Source organism: Streptomyces sp. NPDC044921, assembly GCF_056432865.1.
The window spans coordinates 13,660-28,226 of the sequence record NZ_JBWKIF010000032.1; the positions used below are offsets into that span (position 1 = coordinate 13,660).

The window sequence follows — 14,567 nt, forward strand, 5'->3', positions numbered from 1 at the left end:
ACTTTACTTGACGCCGGTTCAACAACGGGACCAGACTGAACCGCGCTGTTGAACCCACGTACAACACGCGCCAAGCCGCCGCTGGATCAAGGGAGATCGCGTCATGACGGAGGCGCCGACACGGCCGGAGCAGCCCAAGGGTTTCCGCGGTGCCGAGCTGGGCTGGCCGGAGCTGGACCGCATCCCGCACCCCCCGCACCGGATCCCGCTGCTCGGGGACGTGGTGGGCGTGAACCGGCGCACTCCGCTGCAGGACTCGCTCCGGTACGCCCGTCAACTGGGTCCGGTCTTCCGGCGCAAGGCCTTCGGCAAGGAGTTCGTGTTCGTCTGGGGCGCCCGGCACACGGCCGACCTCGCGGACGAGTCGCGGTTCGCCAAGCACGTGGGGCTCGGCGTCGCCAATCTGCGGCCGGTCGCCGGGGACGGCCTGTTCACGGCGTACAACCACGAGCCGAACTGGCAGCTGGCGCACGACGTCCTCGCCCCGGGGTTCAGCCGGGAGGCCATGGCCGGCTACCACCCGATGATGCTGTCCGTGGCACGGCGGCTGACGGAGCACTGGGACCGGGCGGCAGCGGCGGGGCGGACCGTGGACGTGCCGGGCGACATGACCAAACTGACGCTGGAGACGATCGCGCGCACCGGTTTCGGGCACGACTTCGGCTCGTTCGAACGCACCCGGCCACACCCCTTCGTGACCGCGATGGTCGGCACCCTGACCTACGCGCAGCGGCTCAACACGGTGCCGTTCCCGCTGGCCCCGCTGCTGCTGCGCGGCGCGAGCCGGCGCAACGCGGCCGACATCGCCTACCTCGACCGCACGGTCGACGAACTGGTCCGGGCCCGGCGCGCCGGGGGCGGAGGGGACGGGGACCTGCTCGACCGGATGCTCCTGACGGCCCACCCCGAGACCGGGGAGCGGCTGACGGACCGCAACGTGCGCCGCCAGGTCATCACGTTCCTGGTGGCCGGCCACGAGACGACGTCCGGCGCGCTCTCCTTCGCCCTGCACTACCTCTCCCGCCACCCCGAGGCCGCGGCCCGGGCCCGCGCCGAGGTGGACCGGGTCTGGGCGGACGCGGAGCAACCGGCCTACGAACAGGTGGCCCGGCTGCGCTACGTCCGCCGGGTGCTGGACGAGTCGCTGCGCCTGTGGCCCACCGCGCCGGCCTTCGCCCGGGAGGCCCGGGAGGACACCGTGCTGGCCGGGGAGCACCCGATGCGGCGCGGGGCGTGGGCGCTGGTGCTGACGCCGATGCTGCACCGGGACCCCGAGGTGTGGGGTCCGGACGCCGAGCGGTTCGACCCGGACCGCTTCGAGGCAGCGGCGGTACGGTCCCGGGCCCCGCACACGTTCAAGCCGTTCGGGACGGGGGCGCGGGCGTGCATCGGGCGCCAGTTCGCCCTGCACGAGGCGACGCTGGTGCTCGGCCTGCTGCTGCGCCGCTACGAGCTGCGGCCCGACCCCGCCTACCGGCTGCGGGTCACGGAACGTCTGACGCTGATGCCGCAGGGCCTGCGGCTGCGCCCGGAGCGTCGCACACCGGTGCCGGAACCGGCCTCAGAGCTGCGCCGTCCAGTGCCGGGGGCGGGTGACTGACGCGGGCAGGCGGGTGCCGGCGCCGCCCCGCGCCGCGTTGAGCTGCGGCTGGGTGAGGAAGAAGGCCCCGGTCAGGTCGGCGTCCGTGAGGTCCGTGTCGCGCAGGTCCGCGCCGATCAGGTCGGCCCCGCGCAGATCCGCGCCGGTGAGGTCGGCGGCGATCAGGCAGGCGCCGCGGAGCGTGGCACCGCGCAGGTCGGCGCCCTTGACGCGGGCGCCCACGAGGTCCGCGCCCCTGCGGTCCTTCCCGCGGCCCTTGGTGCCGGCCCGGGCCAGCTCACTGGTCCGCAGCAGCAGGACGTTGACCTCCTGGCGGTGGGCCGCCACGTCCAGGGCGGCCAGCCGCGCGGGGGTGCCGCCGGCCAGTTCCTCCGTCCGCTCCAGCGCCGTGCGCAGCTCGCCGTGGAGGGGCCGGGCGGCGGGCAGGGTGAGCGCCTCGGTCAGGTACCACAGCAGTTCGTGCAGCTGACGGACGACCGGGAACACGTCGAACATGCGGCGGGCGTGCCCGGGCGGCCCGGTCCGCCAGTCCCGCCCTTCGAAGGTGACCTGCGAGACCCGCTGCCCGGCGCCGAAGCAGTCGTAGACCGTGCAGCCGGTGAATCCTTTCTGCCGCAGTGTGGCGTGGATGCCGCAGCGGTGGTCGTCCCGGAGGTTGCGGCAGGGCGTGCCGGCGTCCTTGGAGACGGCGAAGTCGGCCGAGGCGGCGAAGGGCAGGGCGACGCAGCAGAGCCCGAAGCACCGCTCGCACGCGCCGCGCAGGTCCGCTCGCGCGGCTTGGTGATCTCGCATGCCGTTCAGCATACGGACGACAGCCCGGGGTCCGGTGGCCGCGGTGGCCCGGCTCGGTCCGCGCGCCCGGGTGCCTCCAGGCGTGCCAGCCGCTCGGGGTCGGCCAGGATGTACAGGGCGGTGACGCGGCCGCCGGCGAGCGTGACGCCCATGACCGAACGCAGGCGTCCGCCCGGCGCGTTGACCACCCCGACCGAGCCGTTGACCAAGACCAGCTCCGCGTCCTGCGAGAACCGGGCGAACATGAGCGCCTGCTCCGCGACCGCCTTCGCCCCCTGGACGACCTTGGACACGGCCGCCCCGCGCAGCAGCGCACCCGAGTCGGCCCGCAGCACCACGTCCGGGTGGAGCAGCGCCAGCAGCGCCTCGAAGTCGCCGGCACGGGAGGCGGCCAGGAAGGCGTGGAGCACCTCCTTCTGCCGTCCGAGGTCGGGTTCCGCCGAGGGCGTGGCACCGCGCACCCGGCGCCGGGCTCGGCTGGCGAGCTGCCGGGTCGCGGCCGGGCTGCGCTCCACGACGGGCGCGATGTCGTCGAACGGCACGGCGAACAGGTCGTGCAGCACGAACGCGAGCCGCTCGTCGGGCGCCAGGTTCTCCAGGACGACGAGCAGGGCCAGGCCCACCGAGTCGGCCTGGAGCACCTCTTCCGCCGGGTCGAGCTGCGGCAGGGGCCTGAGCACGGGGTCCGGGACGAACGTGCCCAGCGTGTCGTCCATCGGTTCCTCGCGGCGTGCGGCGCGCGAGCGGAGCAGATCGAGGCAGACCCGGCCGGTCACGGTGGTGAGCCAGCCGCCGAGGTTCCGGATGCCGTCCGCGTCGGCACGGCCGAGTCTCAGCCAGGTCTCCTGCACGGCGTCCTCCGCCTCGCTGAGCGAGCCCAGCATGCGGTACGCGACGCCTCTCAGCCGGCCCCGGTGCTCCTCGAACCGGCCGGCCAGTTCCTCACTGCCCGTCATGCTCTCCCCCGTGATGGCCGTCTCAGATCATCTGCTGAACAGTTCGAACGCCACCGCCGGCCGGCCCCCGAACCGCTCCCCCATCGCCTCGGCGTGCTGCGTCAGGAAGCCGCGCACGTACGTCTCGGGGTCCTCGTCGGTCAGTACCTCGATGTAGGTGCGGTGCTCCAGCAGCGAGCGCACCGCGCGCTCCATGCCGGGTGCCGCGTCCACGGCGTGGGTGGGTGAGCTGGATCCGGCGACGGCGACCCAGCGCACGCCGTCCCAGGGTTCGAGGCCGCGCTCGGTGAGTTCCGGGAAGATCCAGCGGTTGCCGGCGTCGCCGGCCGCGTCGAGCGTGGCCCGGCCGACGGCCACGTGGTCCGGGGTGTTCCAGGCGACGCCGCCCCAGGTGTCCCGGTGGTTGAGGGTGATGACCAGCTCGGGCCGGTGCCGGCGGATGGCGGCGGCGATGTCGCGGCGCAGGGCGGTGCCGTACTCGATGACACCGTCCCTGTGGTCGAGGAACTCGACCTCGCTCACGCCGACCACCGCCGCGCTCGCCCGCTGCTCCCGCTCGCGCAGCGGGCCGCACTGCTCGGGGGCGAGGGTGTCGATGCCGGCCTCGCCGCGGGTGGCGAGGACGTAGGCGACCTCGCGGCCCGCGTCGGTCCAGGCGGCGATGGCCGCGGAACAGCCGTACTCGAGGTCGTCCGGGTGGGCGACGACCGCGAGGGCGCGCCGCCAGTCCTCCGGCATGGGCTGGAGTTGAGTGCTCGTCGGCTCCGTCATGCCGGCAGACTAGTCCGCGGCACCGGCATCACGCCTCGTCACGCGCGAGGGCCAGCAACCGGTCAAGGACCCGGGGGCCGCCGGTGCGCACGCCGTCGTGCTCGTACTCGTCCGTGACCCAGGTGCGCAGGCCGCGGATCGTCCCGGCGGTGCGCAGGGAGTGGGCGGTGTCGACGTACATGTCGTCGTGGTAGACGGCGGCGGCCACCGGTACGTCGTTGGCGGCGAGGCGCGCGGGGTCGTACAGCGGTGTCCAGTCGGTGCGGGCGGCGAGCAGGTCGGCGGTCTCGCGCAGCGGGCGCAGGGCCGGGTCGCACGCGAACATCCAGGGATGAATCGATTCGCCGGTGAACAGCAGCGGTTCGTCGCCCGCGAGCGCCTTGGCGGCGTCGAACTGCGGGAACTCCGCGCGGACCCGCTCGGCCGACCAGGCGGTGGGCCGGGCGTCCTGGCCGTAGATCGACTCGTGGATCAGGGCGTACAGCGGGTGGCGGGCGTAGGAGAGCATGCCCTGCGCCTGCTCCTGGAAGGCGTCGGAGAGGGTGAGGCCCCGCGGGGTGCGGACGAAGGCGTCCTCCAGGAGATAGTGGAGGCGGTGGGTGCCGTCGCCGGTGCCGAGGAGGATGCCGAGGGACTGGAAGGCCTCCACGGTGAGCCGGTAGCCGCTCGGCAGGACCACGTCGTGGGTGAGCAGGTGGTCGGCGATGCGCCGGGCGCGTTCGACGTCCTGCGGGTAACGGGCGTAGTGGGCGGCGACCTTGCGCTCGATCCGCGGGAAGGCGACCCGGTAGACGTCGTCGGCGTGGGCGTCCAGCGAGGGCAGCCCGCCGGTGATCACGGCGGTGGCCAGGCCCTCGGGGGCGAGGGAGAGGTACGTGGTCGCGCAGAAGCCGCCGAAGCTCTGGCCGAGGACGGTCCAGGGCGCCCCGCCGGTGACCTCGGCCCGCACGGCCTCGCAGTCGCGGACGATGGAGTCGGCGCGGAAGCGGGTGAGGTAGTCGGCCTGCTCGGCGGGGCCGCCGCGCAACGGGAGCGTCTGCCGGTTGGCGGGCGTGGAGTGGCCGGTGCCGCGCTGGTCCAGCAGGAGCACGCGGTACTCCTTCAGCGCCCTGCCCAGCCAGCCGGGCCGGCCGACGGAGCGGTCGGCGCCGAAGCCCGGCCCGCCCTGGAGGTAGAGCAGCCAGGGCAGCTCCTGGCGGGCCTTGTCGCCGGCGACGACCTCACGGGCGTACAGCTCGATCGTCTCGCCCCCGGGGCGGTCGTGGTCGAGGGGCACCGTGAAGCGCCGGTCGGTGAGGACGACTCCGGGCTGGCGGTAGCTGAGGATCAACAGGGCTCCCGGGACGGACGGATGCTCGGACCGCGTCCCAGTCCATCACAGGGATCGTCCGGGTGTGCGGCCTTCGATCATGGAACCCTGCTGAACGGCCGTTCAGCCTCAGCGGGCGGCCAGGCTGGAGCGGCGGACCACGAGCTCGGGCTGGAGCACGACCCGCCGGTGCTCGTGCGGCCGGGCGGCGCCCTCCTCCTCCGTCTCCTCCAGGAGCAGGTCGGCCGCCATGGCGCCCATGGTGACGGCGGGCTGGCGGACCGAGGTGAGCGGGACGGCCGCGGCGGCCGCGAACTCGATGTCGTCGTAGCCGACGATGGCGAGGTCGTCGGGGACGCGCACCCCGGCCGCGTACATGGCCTGGAGCACGCCGAGGGCGAGCAGGTCGTTGGCGCAGAACACGGCGGTGGGCCGGTCGGCGAGCCCGAGCAGGCGGGCCCCGGCGTCGCGGCCGGCAGCGACGTCCAGCCGTTCGGTGGGCAGCTCGCGCAGCGCGTCCGGGCCGAGCCCGGCCTCGGCGAGCGCTTCGAGGGCGCCGGTGCGCCGGTCGCGGACCTGGTTGAGGCCGGGCGGGCCGCTGACGTAGGCCAGGGAGCGGTGCCCGGCGTCGACGAGGTGGCGTACCGCGAGGGCGCCGCCCGCCACGTCGTCGACGGAGACCGAGCACTCGGTGGTGCCCTCGGCGACCCGGTCGACCAGCACGAACGGGATGCCGTGCCGGCGGAACGCCGCGATGTTGCGGCCGGTCGCGTCGGCCGGGGTGAGCAGCACGCCGCGCACCCGCTGCTCGGCGAAGAGCGACAGGTACTCGGCCTCCTCGCCCGGGTTCTGGGCGCTGTTGCAGACCATGACGCCGAGCCCGGCCTTCCGGGCGGCGCGCTCGGCGCCGCGCGCGACGTCGACGAAGAAGGGGTTGCCCATGTCGAGCACGAGCAGCCCCATGATGCGGCTGCGGCCGGCGCGCAGCTGGCGCGCGGACTCGCTGCGGACGTAGCCGAGCCGGTCTATCGCGGACAGCACGCGGGCCCGGGTCTCGGTGGCGACCGTGTCCGGGCGGTTGATCACGTTCGACACGGTGCCGACGGAGACTCCGGCGGCGCGGGCGACGTCCTTGATACCCACCGACTGGGCCATCGGGCAGGGACCTCCAGAGGGAGACGAGGGGGCGGCGGCCGGGGCGGCCTCACACTACCGGCACACCGCCCCGGGAACCGGTCGCGGTCAGGCGGGCAGCCGGAAGTCGGCGACGTGCAGCGCCGAGGGTGTCGTGCCGCTGGACTTCTCCTGGTACATGAAGGACAGCACCCCGTCCTGCGCGACGCGGGTCTCGTCGATGACGACCTCGCCGAAGGCGTTGAGGCCGCTGCCGTCGAACAGGATCCTCCAGTCGGTGTACCCGGAGGCCGCCGAGGCACCGGCGATGCGGCCGAAGGGGAAGATCGCGTAGGCGTTGTCGTACCTGTCCAGGATCAGCTTGGTGCGCTGGCTGGAGTTGAGCGGGACCGGTATCTCCGTCTTCTGCCAGGTGCCGGAGGCGTTCCTGCGGACGTGGAAGGCGCGGCCGTTCCTGGTCCGGTCGGAGACGTAGTTCGTGGTGCACTGCCCGAAGCGGCCGGGGACGTAGGAGATGATCGCGTGTGGCCGTCCCGCGGAGTCGGTGAACTGGCTCTCCTGGTTCATCAGGGAGTGGTCCGGGTTGAGCGGGTCGACGACCAGGCCGGCGTCGGTGACGGACACCTTGTCGGAGCCGCCGGTGGTGCCCACGACGGCGCCGGCGTTGTTGCGCCAGGTGCGGCCGCGGTCGTCGGAGTAGACGTAGCCGGTGTCGTGGTTGGTGATGCCGCCGCTGCTGCACATCACGGCGCCGTTCTGCTCGCGCCAGGTGAAGAAGGAGTGCAGCCGGCCGCCCCGGTCGTAGTCGATGCCGTGCAGGTACATGTTGCGGGCGGTGGAGGAGCCGTGCTCGCTGGTGTAGGTGCCGGTGGAGCTCGTCCACTCCCCCAGGTTGGTCCACCTGGTGCCGTCGTACTCGGCGAGGGCGTTGCGGCCGTTGCCGGAGACGGCGACGCGGTAGCTGAGCTGGAGCCTGCCCTCCGGTGTGGAGATGAACTGCGGGTAGGTGAACTGCGAGGTCAGCGCCAGGCCGTCCAGAGTGGACTGGGGTGCGCCGAAGCGGCTCGCGGTCCAGCTCAGCCCTGCGGGGTCGTCCATCAGCCCGGCGGCCGACTTGACGTAGGTGAAGCCGTCGCTGTGGGAGTCCATGTTGAGGTGCAGCCGGCCGTCGACCTTGGAGACGCCCATGGAGATGACGTTGTGGGAGTCGTTGTAGCGCAGGGTGTGGCCGGCCTTCACCGTCGCCCAGGTGCTCGATCCGAGAGCGCGGCGGCCGACGACGGCGTTGCGGTCGGCGGTGTACCAGACGGCGTACTGGTAGCCCTTGTAGGTCAGCAGGCCGTTCTTCTGGAACGCGTTGTTGTTGACCAGTCCGTCGTAGGAGACGAAGTAGAGGGCCTGGCTGTCGAGGGTGGTGGTGCCGGTCCGGGTGACCGACGGGCCCGGGTCGGCGGCCCGGGCCGTGCCGGAGGCGAGGGCGGGCGTCACCACGGCCCCGGCGAGGGTGGCGGCCAGCAACGTACGTCTGCGCATCTCATGAACTCCATCGTTCAGGCGAGGTGGAACACTTCCGTGAGCGGTTTCATGGCCTCGTCGGGCCGGGCGCCGTCCAGCGACTCGAAGAACGGCGCCATCTCCCTCTGCCAGCGGGCGTTGACGTCGGTGGCTTCCATACCGGCCCGGGCCGCGGCGAAGTCCTCGGTCTCCAGGTAGCCGACGAGCAGTCCGTCCTCGCGCAGGAAGAGCGAGTAGTTGTGCCAGCCGGTCTCCGACAGGGCCCGCAGCATCTCCGGCCACACGGCGGCGTGCCGCTCGCGGTACTCGTCGAGGCGGTCCGCCCGGACCTTGAGCAGGAAGCACACGCGCTGCATCAACGATCCTCCGGTTATGACTAGAAGTTGAACTGGTCGATGTTCTTGGCGTCGAACACGGTCGGCTTGCCGAGGCTGATCACGCCGTCCTCGCCGATGGTGTACTCGCCCATGGCGCCGGCCTTGAAGGTCTCGCCCTCCTTGCCGGTGATCTGCCCGGAGGACAGGGCGACGGCGGTCCGTGCGGCCAGTTCGCCGAGCTTGGCGGGGTCCCACAGCTCGAACGCCTCGACGGTGCCGTTCTTGACGTACTTGCGCATGTCGTTGGGGGTGCCGAGGCCGGTCAGCTTGACCTTGCCCTTGTACTTGGAGCCCGACAGGTACTGGGCGGCGGCCTTGATGCCCACGGTGGTCGGGGAGATGATGCCCTTGAGGTTCGGGTACTCCTGGAGCAGGCCCTGGGTCTGCTGGAAGGACTGCTGGGCGTCGTCGTTGCCGTACGCGACCTTCACCAGCTTCATGTTCTTGTACTCGGGCTTCTTCAGCTCGTCCTTCATGAAGTCGATCCAGGTGTTCTGGTTCGTCGCCGTCTGCGCGGCGGACAGGATCGCGATCTCGCCCTTGTAGTCGATCTGCTGGGCGAGCAGCTGCACCTCGGTGCGGCCGAGGTCCTCGGCGGAGGCCTGGGAGACGAAGGCGTTGCGGCAGTCGGGGGTGGTGTCGGAGTCGTAGGTGACGACCTTGATGCCGTTCTTCATGGCCTGCTTCAGCGCGGTGCACAGGGCGCCCGGGTCCTGCGCGGACACGGCCATCGCGTCGACCTGCTGCTGGGTGAGCGTGTTGACGTAGGAGACCTGCCCGGCGGTGTCGGTCGCGCTGGACGGCCCGACCTCCTTGTAGCGGGAACCCAGTTCCTTCAGGGCCTTCTCGCCGCCCTTGTCGGCGGTGGTGAAGTAGGGGTTGTTGACCTGCTTGGGCAGGAAGCCGACGGTCAGGCCCTTCTTCAGCTCGGCGTCGGGGTCGGCCTTGCCGGCGGTGGCGGCGGAACCGCCCTCGTTCGCGACGTCCTTCTTGGTGGTGCCGCCGCCGCAGGCGGTGAGCGCCAGGGCGAGCGAGGTGGCGGTGGCGAGCGCCGCGCAGCTGCGGCGGAGGGTCGTCTTGCGCATGGCTGTCGTCCTTTACGAGGAAGGGCTGGTTATGAGGTGGGAGTCGAGGAGGCGGCTCTGCGGCCCGCCCTCGCTGTGGAGATCTGCCGTACGACCCGGGGGCCGAGCACGGAGAGAACGAGCAGGACGCCGGTGACGACGATCTGCGACTGCGCCGAGACGTCCTGGAGGCTCATCACGTTCTGCAGCGCCCCCAGCAGGAACACCCCGGCGATCGCGCCGCCCAGCGTGCCCTTGCCGCCGTCGAAGTCGATACCGCCGAGCAACACGGCCGCCACGACGGACAGTTCCAGACCGGTGGCGTTGTCGTAGCGGGCGCTGGCGTAGTGCAGCGCCCAGAAGACGCCGGTCAGCGAGGCCATCAGACCGGTCAGTGTGAACAGGATCAGCTTCTGCCGCCTGACCCGGATCCCGGCGAAGCGGGCGGCCTCCTCGCTCGCCCCTGTCGCGAACAGCGACCGCCCGAACGGCGTGGCGTGCAGCGCGATGACGGCGATGGCGAGCAGGACGAGGAACGGCAGGAAGGCGTACGGGACGAAGGTGTTCCCGATGCGCCCGGCCGCGAAGTCCAGGTACTGGGTGGGGAAGTCGGTCACCGCGTCGGAGCCGAGCACGATCTGCGCGATGCCCCGGTAGGCGGCCAGCGTGCCGATCGTGACGGCCAGCGACGGCAGCCCCAGCCGCGTCACCAGCAGCCCGTTGACCAGCCCGCACGCCACGCCCAGCAGCAGGCAGATCGGGATGATCGTCTCGATGGCCATGCCCTGGTTCCACAAGGCGCCCATCACCGCTCCGGACAGGCCGGCCGTGGAGGCGACCGACAGGTCGATCTCACCGGAGACGACCAGCAGGGTCATCGGCAGCGCGATCAGCGCGATGGGCAGCGTGTTGCCGATCAGGAACGACAGGTTGAGCGCGTTGCCGAACCCGTCGACGAAGCCGAAGGAGAACAGCAGGACCACGACGAGGAGGGCGCCGACGACCGTGTCCCAGCGGACCGCTCGGCTCAGGGAGATGTCAGCCATGGCGGGCGTTCCTCTTCTTCAGGGCGGAGGCCACGCGCAGCGCGACGATCCGGTCGACCGCGATGGCGAGGATGAGCAGGATGCCGTTGATGGCGAGCACCCAGACGGAGCTGACGCCGAGGGCGGGCAGCACGCTGTTGACGGAGGTCAGCAGCAGCGCGCCGAGGGCCGCGCCGTAGACGCTGCCGGAGCCGCCGGTGAAGACGACACCGCCGACCACGACCGCGCTGACGACGGTCAGTTCGTAGCCGGTGCCGGTGCCGGAGTCGACGTTGCCGAAGCGGGCGAGGTACATGGCGCCGGCGAGTCCGGCGAGGGCGCCGCAGAAGGTGTACGCGGCGAGGATCCGCTTGCGCACGGGGATGCCGGCGAGGCGTGCGGCCTCCGGGTTGGAGCCGAGGGCGTACAGCTCGCGGCCGCTGCCGAAGTGCTTGAGGTAGTAGGCGGTGGCGACGAGGACCGCCAGGGCGATCAGGGCCAGGTACGGCACCGCGGAGATGCCGCCGGAGCCGAAGTCGACGAATCCGCCGGGCAGGTCGGCCGCGGTGATCTGGCGGGATCCGACCCAGATGGAGTCGATGCCGCGGATGATGTACAGCGTGCCGAGGGTCACCACGAGCGCGGGCACCTGGCCGAGGCTGACGAGCAGTCCGTTGAGCAGACCGAAGCCGACGCCGAGCAGGACCGCCAGGGCGATCGCGACGACCGGGTTGCCGCCGCCCTGGAGGTAGGTGCCGGCGGCGAAGGCGCTGATGCCGAGCGTGGAGCCGACGGACAGGTCGACGTTGCGGGTGATGACGACGAGGGACTGGCCGGTGGCGACCAGGACGAGGATCGTCGCGTTCAGCAGCAGGTCCTTGATGCCCTGCTCGGAGAGGAACTCGCTGTTGCCGGCCTGGGTGACGGCGATCATCACCAGGAAGACGACGAGGATGGCGAGTTCGCGCATCTTGAAGACGCGGTCGACCAGGCGGGTGCCGCTCGACTGGGGCACGTCGGCCACGGAGGCCTCCTGCGGGGTCACGACCGTCATGCGGCGGCCCTCCCGGTGGCTGCGGCCATCACGGTTTCCTCGGTGGCGTCGGAGCGCGGGATCTCGGCGGTGAGGCGGCCCTCGTGCATCACCAGCACGCGGTCGGCCATGCCGAGGATCTCGGGCAGGTCGGAGGAGATCATCAGGACGGCCACGCCGTCGGCGGCCAGTTGGGACAGCAGCCGGTGCACCTCGGCCTTGGTGCCGACGTCGATGCCACGGGTCGGCTCGTCGACGATCAGCACCTTCGGGCCGGTGGCGAGCCATTTGGCGAGCACGACCTTCTGCTGGTTGCCGCCGGAGAGCGTGTTGACCGTGTCGGCGATCCGGGCGTACTTCACCTGGAGTTTGACGGCCCAGTCCAGGGAGCGGCTGCGTTCGGCGCCTCGGTCCATGAGCCCGGCCTTCACGGTCGTGCGCAGTCCGGTGAGGCCGATGTTGCGCTCGATGGACATGTCCATCACCAGGCCCTGGGCGCGGCGGTCCTCCGGGACCAGGGCGAGACCGGCGGCCATGGCCGTGGAGGGAGCTCCGTTGACCAAGGGCCTGCCCTGGACGGTCACTTCACCGGCGTCCCAGCGGTCGATGCCGAAGACGGCCCGGGCGACCTCCGTGCGCCCGGCGCCGACCAGGCCCGCGAGACCGACGATCTCGCCGTGCCGGACGTCGAAGGAGACGTCGGTGAAGACGCCCTCGCGCGTCAGCCGGCGCACGCTCAGGGCGACCTCGCCCGGCTCGACTTCCTGCTTCGGGTACAGCTCGTCGAGGTCGCGGCCCACCATGCGGCGCACGAGGTCGTCCTCGGTCATGCCCGCCAGGGGCTCGCTGGCGATCCAGGCGCCGTCGCGCAGGGTGGTGACCCGCTGGCTGATCTCGAAGATCTCCTCCAGCCGGTGGGAGATGAACAGCACGGCGGCGCCCTGTTCGCGCAGGGTGCGCACGACGCCGAAGAGGCGGGCGACCTCGCTGCCGGTGAGGGCGGCGGTCGGCTCGTCCATGATCAGGACGCGGGCGTCGAAGGAGAGGGCCTTGGCGATCTCGACGATCTGCTGGTCCGCGATGGACAGGCCGCGCGCGGGACGGTCGGGATCGAGTTCCACGCCGAGGCGCTTCATCAGCTCGGCGGTCGCGTGGTGTGTGGCCTTGTGGTCGATCCGGCCGAGCGCGCGGCGCGGCTGGCGGCCCATGTAGATGTTCTCGGCGATCGACAGGTCGGGGAAGAGCGTGGGCTCCTGGTAGATCACGGCGATGCCGGCGTCGCGGGCGTCGCCGGGCCCGTGGAAGGCGACGGGCGCACCGTCGAGCAGCACCTGGCCGGCGTCCGGCCGGTGCACTCCGGCGAGCGTCTTGATGAGGGTCGACTTGCCGGCACCGTTCTCTCCGGCCAGGGCGTGCACCTCCCCGGGGAACAGCTCCAGGGAGACGTCCCGCAGGGCGCGGACCGCCCCGAAGGACTTGGAGACGTCCCTCAGCGCCAGGACCGGGGCCGTACCCGTGGTGGACGGGTGGGTCATTGGGGGCTCCTCGACGACGCCGGCGGGACGGCCTCGCGGCGTCGTGGGCGTCGTGAAAGGTTTCAACTGGATTGCCGGGACGTTAGGCGTGCGGCGCATGTCACGTCAATGGGTTCCGGTCGAAAAAGTTTCGGCCCGGGAAGGTCACGCCCTGGTCACGGGAAAACGTCTTCACCGCAGGGGTTGACACCCCTTCGGGGGGCCCATAGCTTCGCGTCCTGAATCGTTTCATTCAGTGGTCGTCACGCGTGGCCGTCGCGACCCGATGTCTCAGGAGTTCTGACGTGACCGAGCTCGCCGCGGCGAAGGCCGCTCTCCAGACACAGGCCGTCGAGACGCCGTCGTGGGCGTACGGGAACTCCGGCACGCGGTTCAAGGTGTTCGCCCAGCCGGGCGTTCCGCGCACGCCGCAGGAGAAGCTGGACGACGCGGCGAAGGTCCACCAGTTCACGGGCGTCGCCCCGACGGTCGCGCTGCACATCCCGTGGGACAGGGTCGACGACTACGCGGCGCTGGCGAAGCACGCCGAGGACCGGGGCGTGCGGCTCGGGGCGATCAACTCCAACACCTTCCAGGACGACGACTACAAGCTGGGCAGCATCTGCCACCCGGACGCCGCGGTGCGGCGCAAGGCCGTGGACCATCTGCTGGAGTGCGTCGACATCATGGACGCGACCGGGTCCACGGACCTGAAGCTGTGGTTCGCCGACGGGACGAACTATCCCGGCCAGGACGACATCCGCAGCCGCCAGGACCGGCTGGCCGAGGGACTGGCCGAGGTGTACGAGCGGCTCGGGGACGGGCAGCGGATGCTGCTGGAGTACAAGTTCTTCGAGCCGGCGTTCTACACGACGGACGTGCCGGACTGGGGCACCGCCTACGCCCACTGCCTGAAGCTCGGACCCAAGGCCCGGGTCGTCGTCGACACGGGGCACCACGCGCCCGGGACCAACATCGAGTTCATCGTGGCGACGCTGCTGCGCGAGGGCAAGCTCGGCGGTTTCGACTTCAACTCGCGGTTCTACGCGGACGACGACCTCATGGTCGGGGCGGCCGATCCGTTCCAGCTGTTCCGGATCATGTACGAGGTGGTGCGCGGCGGCGGGTTCTCGCCCGAGGTCGCGTTCATGCTCGACCAGTGCCACAACATCGAGGCGAAGATCCCGGCGATCATCCGGTCGGTGATGAACGTGCAGGAGGCCACGGCGAAGGCGCTGCTGGTCGACGGGGACGCGCTGGCGGCGGCGCAGCGGGCGGGGGACGTGCTGGAGGCGAACGCCGTGCTGATGGACGCGTACAACACGGACGTGCGGCCGCTGCTGCGGGAGGTGCGCGAGGAGATGGGGCTGGACCCCGAGCCGCTCGCCGCGTACCGGCGGTCCGGGTGGGCCGAGAAGATCGTCGCCGAGCGGGTGGGCGGGCAGCAGGCGGGGTGGGGTGCGTAGGCGTCCGCCGA

At 71.6% G+C, this 14,567-nt stretch carries 13 protein-coding genes; 2 read left to right on the forward strand and 11 right to left on the reverse strand.

Annotated features, from left to right (window positions below; all coding sequences use genetic code 11):
- Nucleotides 1-103 precede the first annotated feature (103 nt).
- The gene (locus AC07DA_RS33880; protein WP_479132050.1) at nucleotides 104-1,600 is read left to right on the forward strand and encodes a cytochrome P450; all 1,497 of its coding nucleotides are present in this window, start codon (nucleotides 104-106) and stop codon (nucleotides 1,598-1,600) included.
- On the opposite strand, the gene AC07DA_RS33885 is transcribed toward AC07DA_RS33880, so the two are convergent.
- From AC07DA_RS33885 to AC07DA_RS33935, 11 genes are all read right to left on the reverse strand, one after another.
- A complete protein-coding gene (locus AC07DA_RS33885; RefSeq protein ID WP_479132051.1) occupies nucleotides 1,562-2,404 on the reverse strand; it encodes a pentapeptide repeat-containing protein in 843 nt (280 codons plus the stop codon). The two genes, AC07DA_RS33880 and AC07DA_RS33885, sit on opposite strands and share 39 nt — an antisense overlap.
- A complete protein-coding gene (gene sigJ, locus AC07DA_RS33890) occupies nucleotides 2,398-3,348 on the reverse strand; it encodes an RNA polymerase sigma factor SigJ (RefSeq protein ID WP_479132052.1) in 951 nt (316 codons plus the stop codon). The genes AC07DA_RS33885 and sigJ overlap by 7 nt, the downstream gene beginning before the upstream one ends.
- A gap of 27 nt (nucleotides 3,349-3,375) precedes the next feature.
- Nucleotides 3,376-4,119, reverse strand: coding sequence for a PIG-L deacetylase family protein (locus AC07DA_RS33895; RefSeq protein WP_479132053.1), 744 nt, complete (start codon nucleotides 4,117-4,119; stop codon nucleotides 3,376-3,378).
- A 28-nt stretch (nucleotides 4,120-4,147) separates the two neighbouring features.
- Complete coding sequence (locus AC07DA_RS33900) at nucleotides 4,148-5,449, reverse strand: alpha/beta fold hydrolase (RefSeq protein WP_479132054.1); 1,302 nt, start codon at nucleotides 5,447-5,449, stop codon at nucleotides 4,148-4,150.
- A 108-nt stretch (nucleotides 5,450-5,557) separates the two neighbouring features.
- Complete coding sequence (locus tag AC07DA_RS33905) at nucleotides 5,558-6,583, reverse strand: LacI family DNA-binding transcriptional regulator (RefSeq protein ID WP_479132055.1); 1,026 nt, start codon at nucleotides 6,581-6,583, stop codon at nucleotides 5,558-5,560.
- A gap of 87 nt (nucleotides 6,584-6,670) precedes the next feature.
- Nucleotides 6,671-8,095 carry a BNR repeat-containing protein gene (locus AC07DA_RS33910; RefSeq protein WP_479132056.1) on the reverse strand — a complete coding sequence of 475 codons (1,425 nt, stop codon included), beginning with the start codon at nucleotides 8,093-8,095 and terminating at the stop codon, nucleotides 6,671-6,673.
- Nucleotides 8,096-8,112: 17 nt separating this feature from the next.
- A complete protein-coding gene (locus tag AC07DA_RS33915; protein WP_479132057.1) occupies nucleotides 8,113-8,433 on the reverse strand; it encodes an L-rhamnose mutarotase in 321 nt (106 codons plus the stop codon).
- A gap of 20 nt (nucleotides 8,434-8,453) precedes the next feature.
- Entirely contained in the window at nucleotides 8,454-9,539 is a 1,086-nt protein-coding gene (gene rhaS / locus AC07DA_RS33920) for a rhamnose ABC transporter substrate-binding protein (RefSeq protein WP_479132058.1), read from the reverse strand.
- Nucleotides 9,540-9,568: 29 nt separating this feature from the next.
- Complete coding sequence (locus AC07DA_RS33925; RefSeq protein WP_479132060.1) at nucleotides 9,569-10,564, reverse strand: ABC transporter permease; 996 nt, start codon at nucleotides 10,562-10,564, stop codon at nucleotides 9,569-9,571.
- Complete coding sequence (locus AC07DA_RS33930; RefSeq protein WP_479132061.1) at nucleotides 10,557-11,597, reverse strand: ABC transporter permease; 1,041 nt, start codon at nucleotides 11,595-11,597, stop codon at nucleotides 10,557-10,559. Before AC07DA_RS33930 ends, AC07DA_RS33925 begins: the two co-directional genes overlap by 8 nt.
- Entirely contained in the window at nucleotides 11,594-13,111 is a 1,518-nt protein-coding gene (locus tag AC07DA_RS33935) for a sugar ABC transporter ATP-binding protein (protein WP_479132062.1), read from the reverse strand. The genes AC07DA_RS33930 and AC07DA_RS33935 overlap by 4 nt, the downstream gene beginning before the upstream one ends.
- A gap of 284 nt (nucleotides 13,112-13,395) precedes the next feature.
- Between AC07DA_RS33935 and rhaI the strand changes: the two genes are divergently transcribed.
- A complete protein-coding gene (gene rhaI / locus AC07DA_RS33940) occupies nucleotides 13,396-14,556 on the forward strand; it encodes an L-rhamnose isomerase (RefSeq protein WP_479132063.1) in 1,161 nt (386 codons plus the stop codon).
- Nucleotides 14,557-14,567 lie beyond the last annotated feature (11 nt).

What these genes read in the sequence shown, in the direction of transcription:
- AC07DA_RS33880 (WP_479132050.1), top strand. Translation starts at nt 104, where the DNA reads ATGACGGAGGCGCCGACACGGCCGGAGCAGCCCAAGGGTTTCCGCGGT.
- AC07DA_RS33885 (WP_479132051.1), bottom strand. Translation starts at nt 2,404, where the DNA reads ATGCTGAACGGCATGCGAGATCACCAAGCCGCGCGAGCGGACCTGCGC.
- sigJ (WP_479132052.1), bottom strand. Translation starts at nt 3,348, where the DNA reads ATGACGGGCAGTGAGGAACTGGCCGGCCGGTTCGAGGAGCACCGGGGC.
- AC07DA_RS33895 (WP_479132053.1), bottom strand. Translation starts at nt 4,119, where the DNA reads ATGACGGAGCCGACGAGCACTCAACTCCAGCCCATGCCGGAGGACTGG.
- AC07DA_RS33905 (WP_479132055.1), bottom strand. Translation starts at nt 6,583, where the DNA reads ATGGCCCAGTCGGTGGGTATCAAGGACGTCGCCCGCGCCGCCGGAGTC.
- AC07DA_RS33910 (WP_479132056.1), bottom strand. Translation starts at nt 8,095, where the DNA reads ATGCGCAGACGTACGTTGCTGGCCGCCACCCTCGCCGGGGCCGTGGTG.
- AC07DA_RS33915 (WP_479132057.1), bottom strand. Translation starts at nt 8,433, where the DNA reads ATGCAGCGCGTGTGCTTCCTGCTCAAGGTCCGGGCGGACCGCCTCGAC.
- rhaS (WP_479132058.1), bottom strand. Translation starts at nt 9,539, where the DNA reads ATGCGCAAGACGACCCTCCGCCGCAGCTGCGCGGCGCTCGCCACCGCC.
- AC07DA_RS33925 (WP_479132060.1), bottom strand. Translation starts at nt 10,564, where the DNA reads ATGGCTGACATCTCCCTGAGCCGAGCGGTCCGCTGGGACACGGTCGTC.
- AC07DA_RS33930 (WP_479132061.1), bottom strand. Translation starts at nt 11,597, where the DNA reads ATGACGGTCGTGACCCCGCAGGAGGCCTCCGTGGCCGACGTGCCCCAG.
- AC07DA_RS33935 (WP_479132062.1), bottom strand. Translation starts at nt 13,111, where the DNA reads ATGACCCACCCGTCCACCACGGGTACGGCCCCGGTCCTGGCGCTGAGG.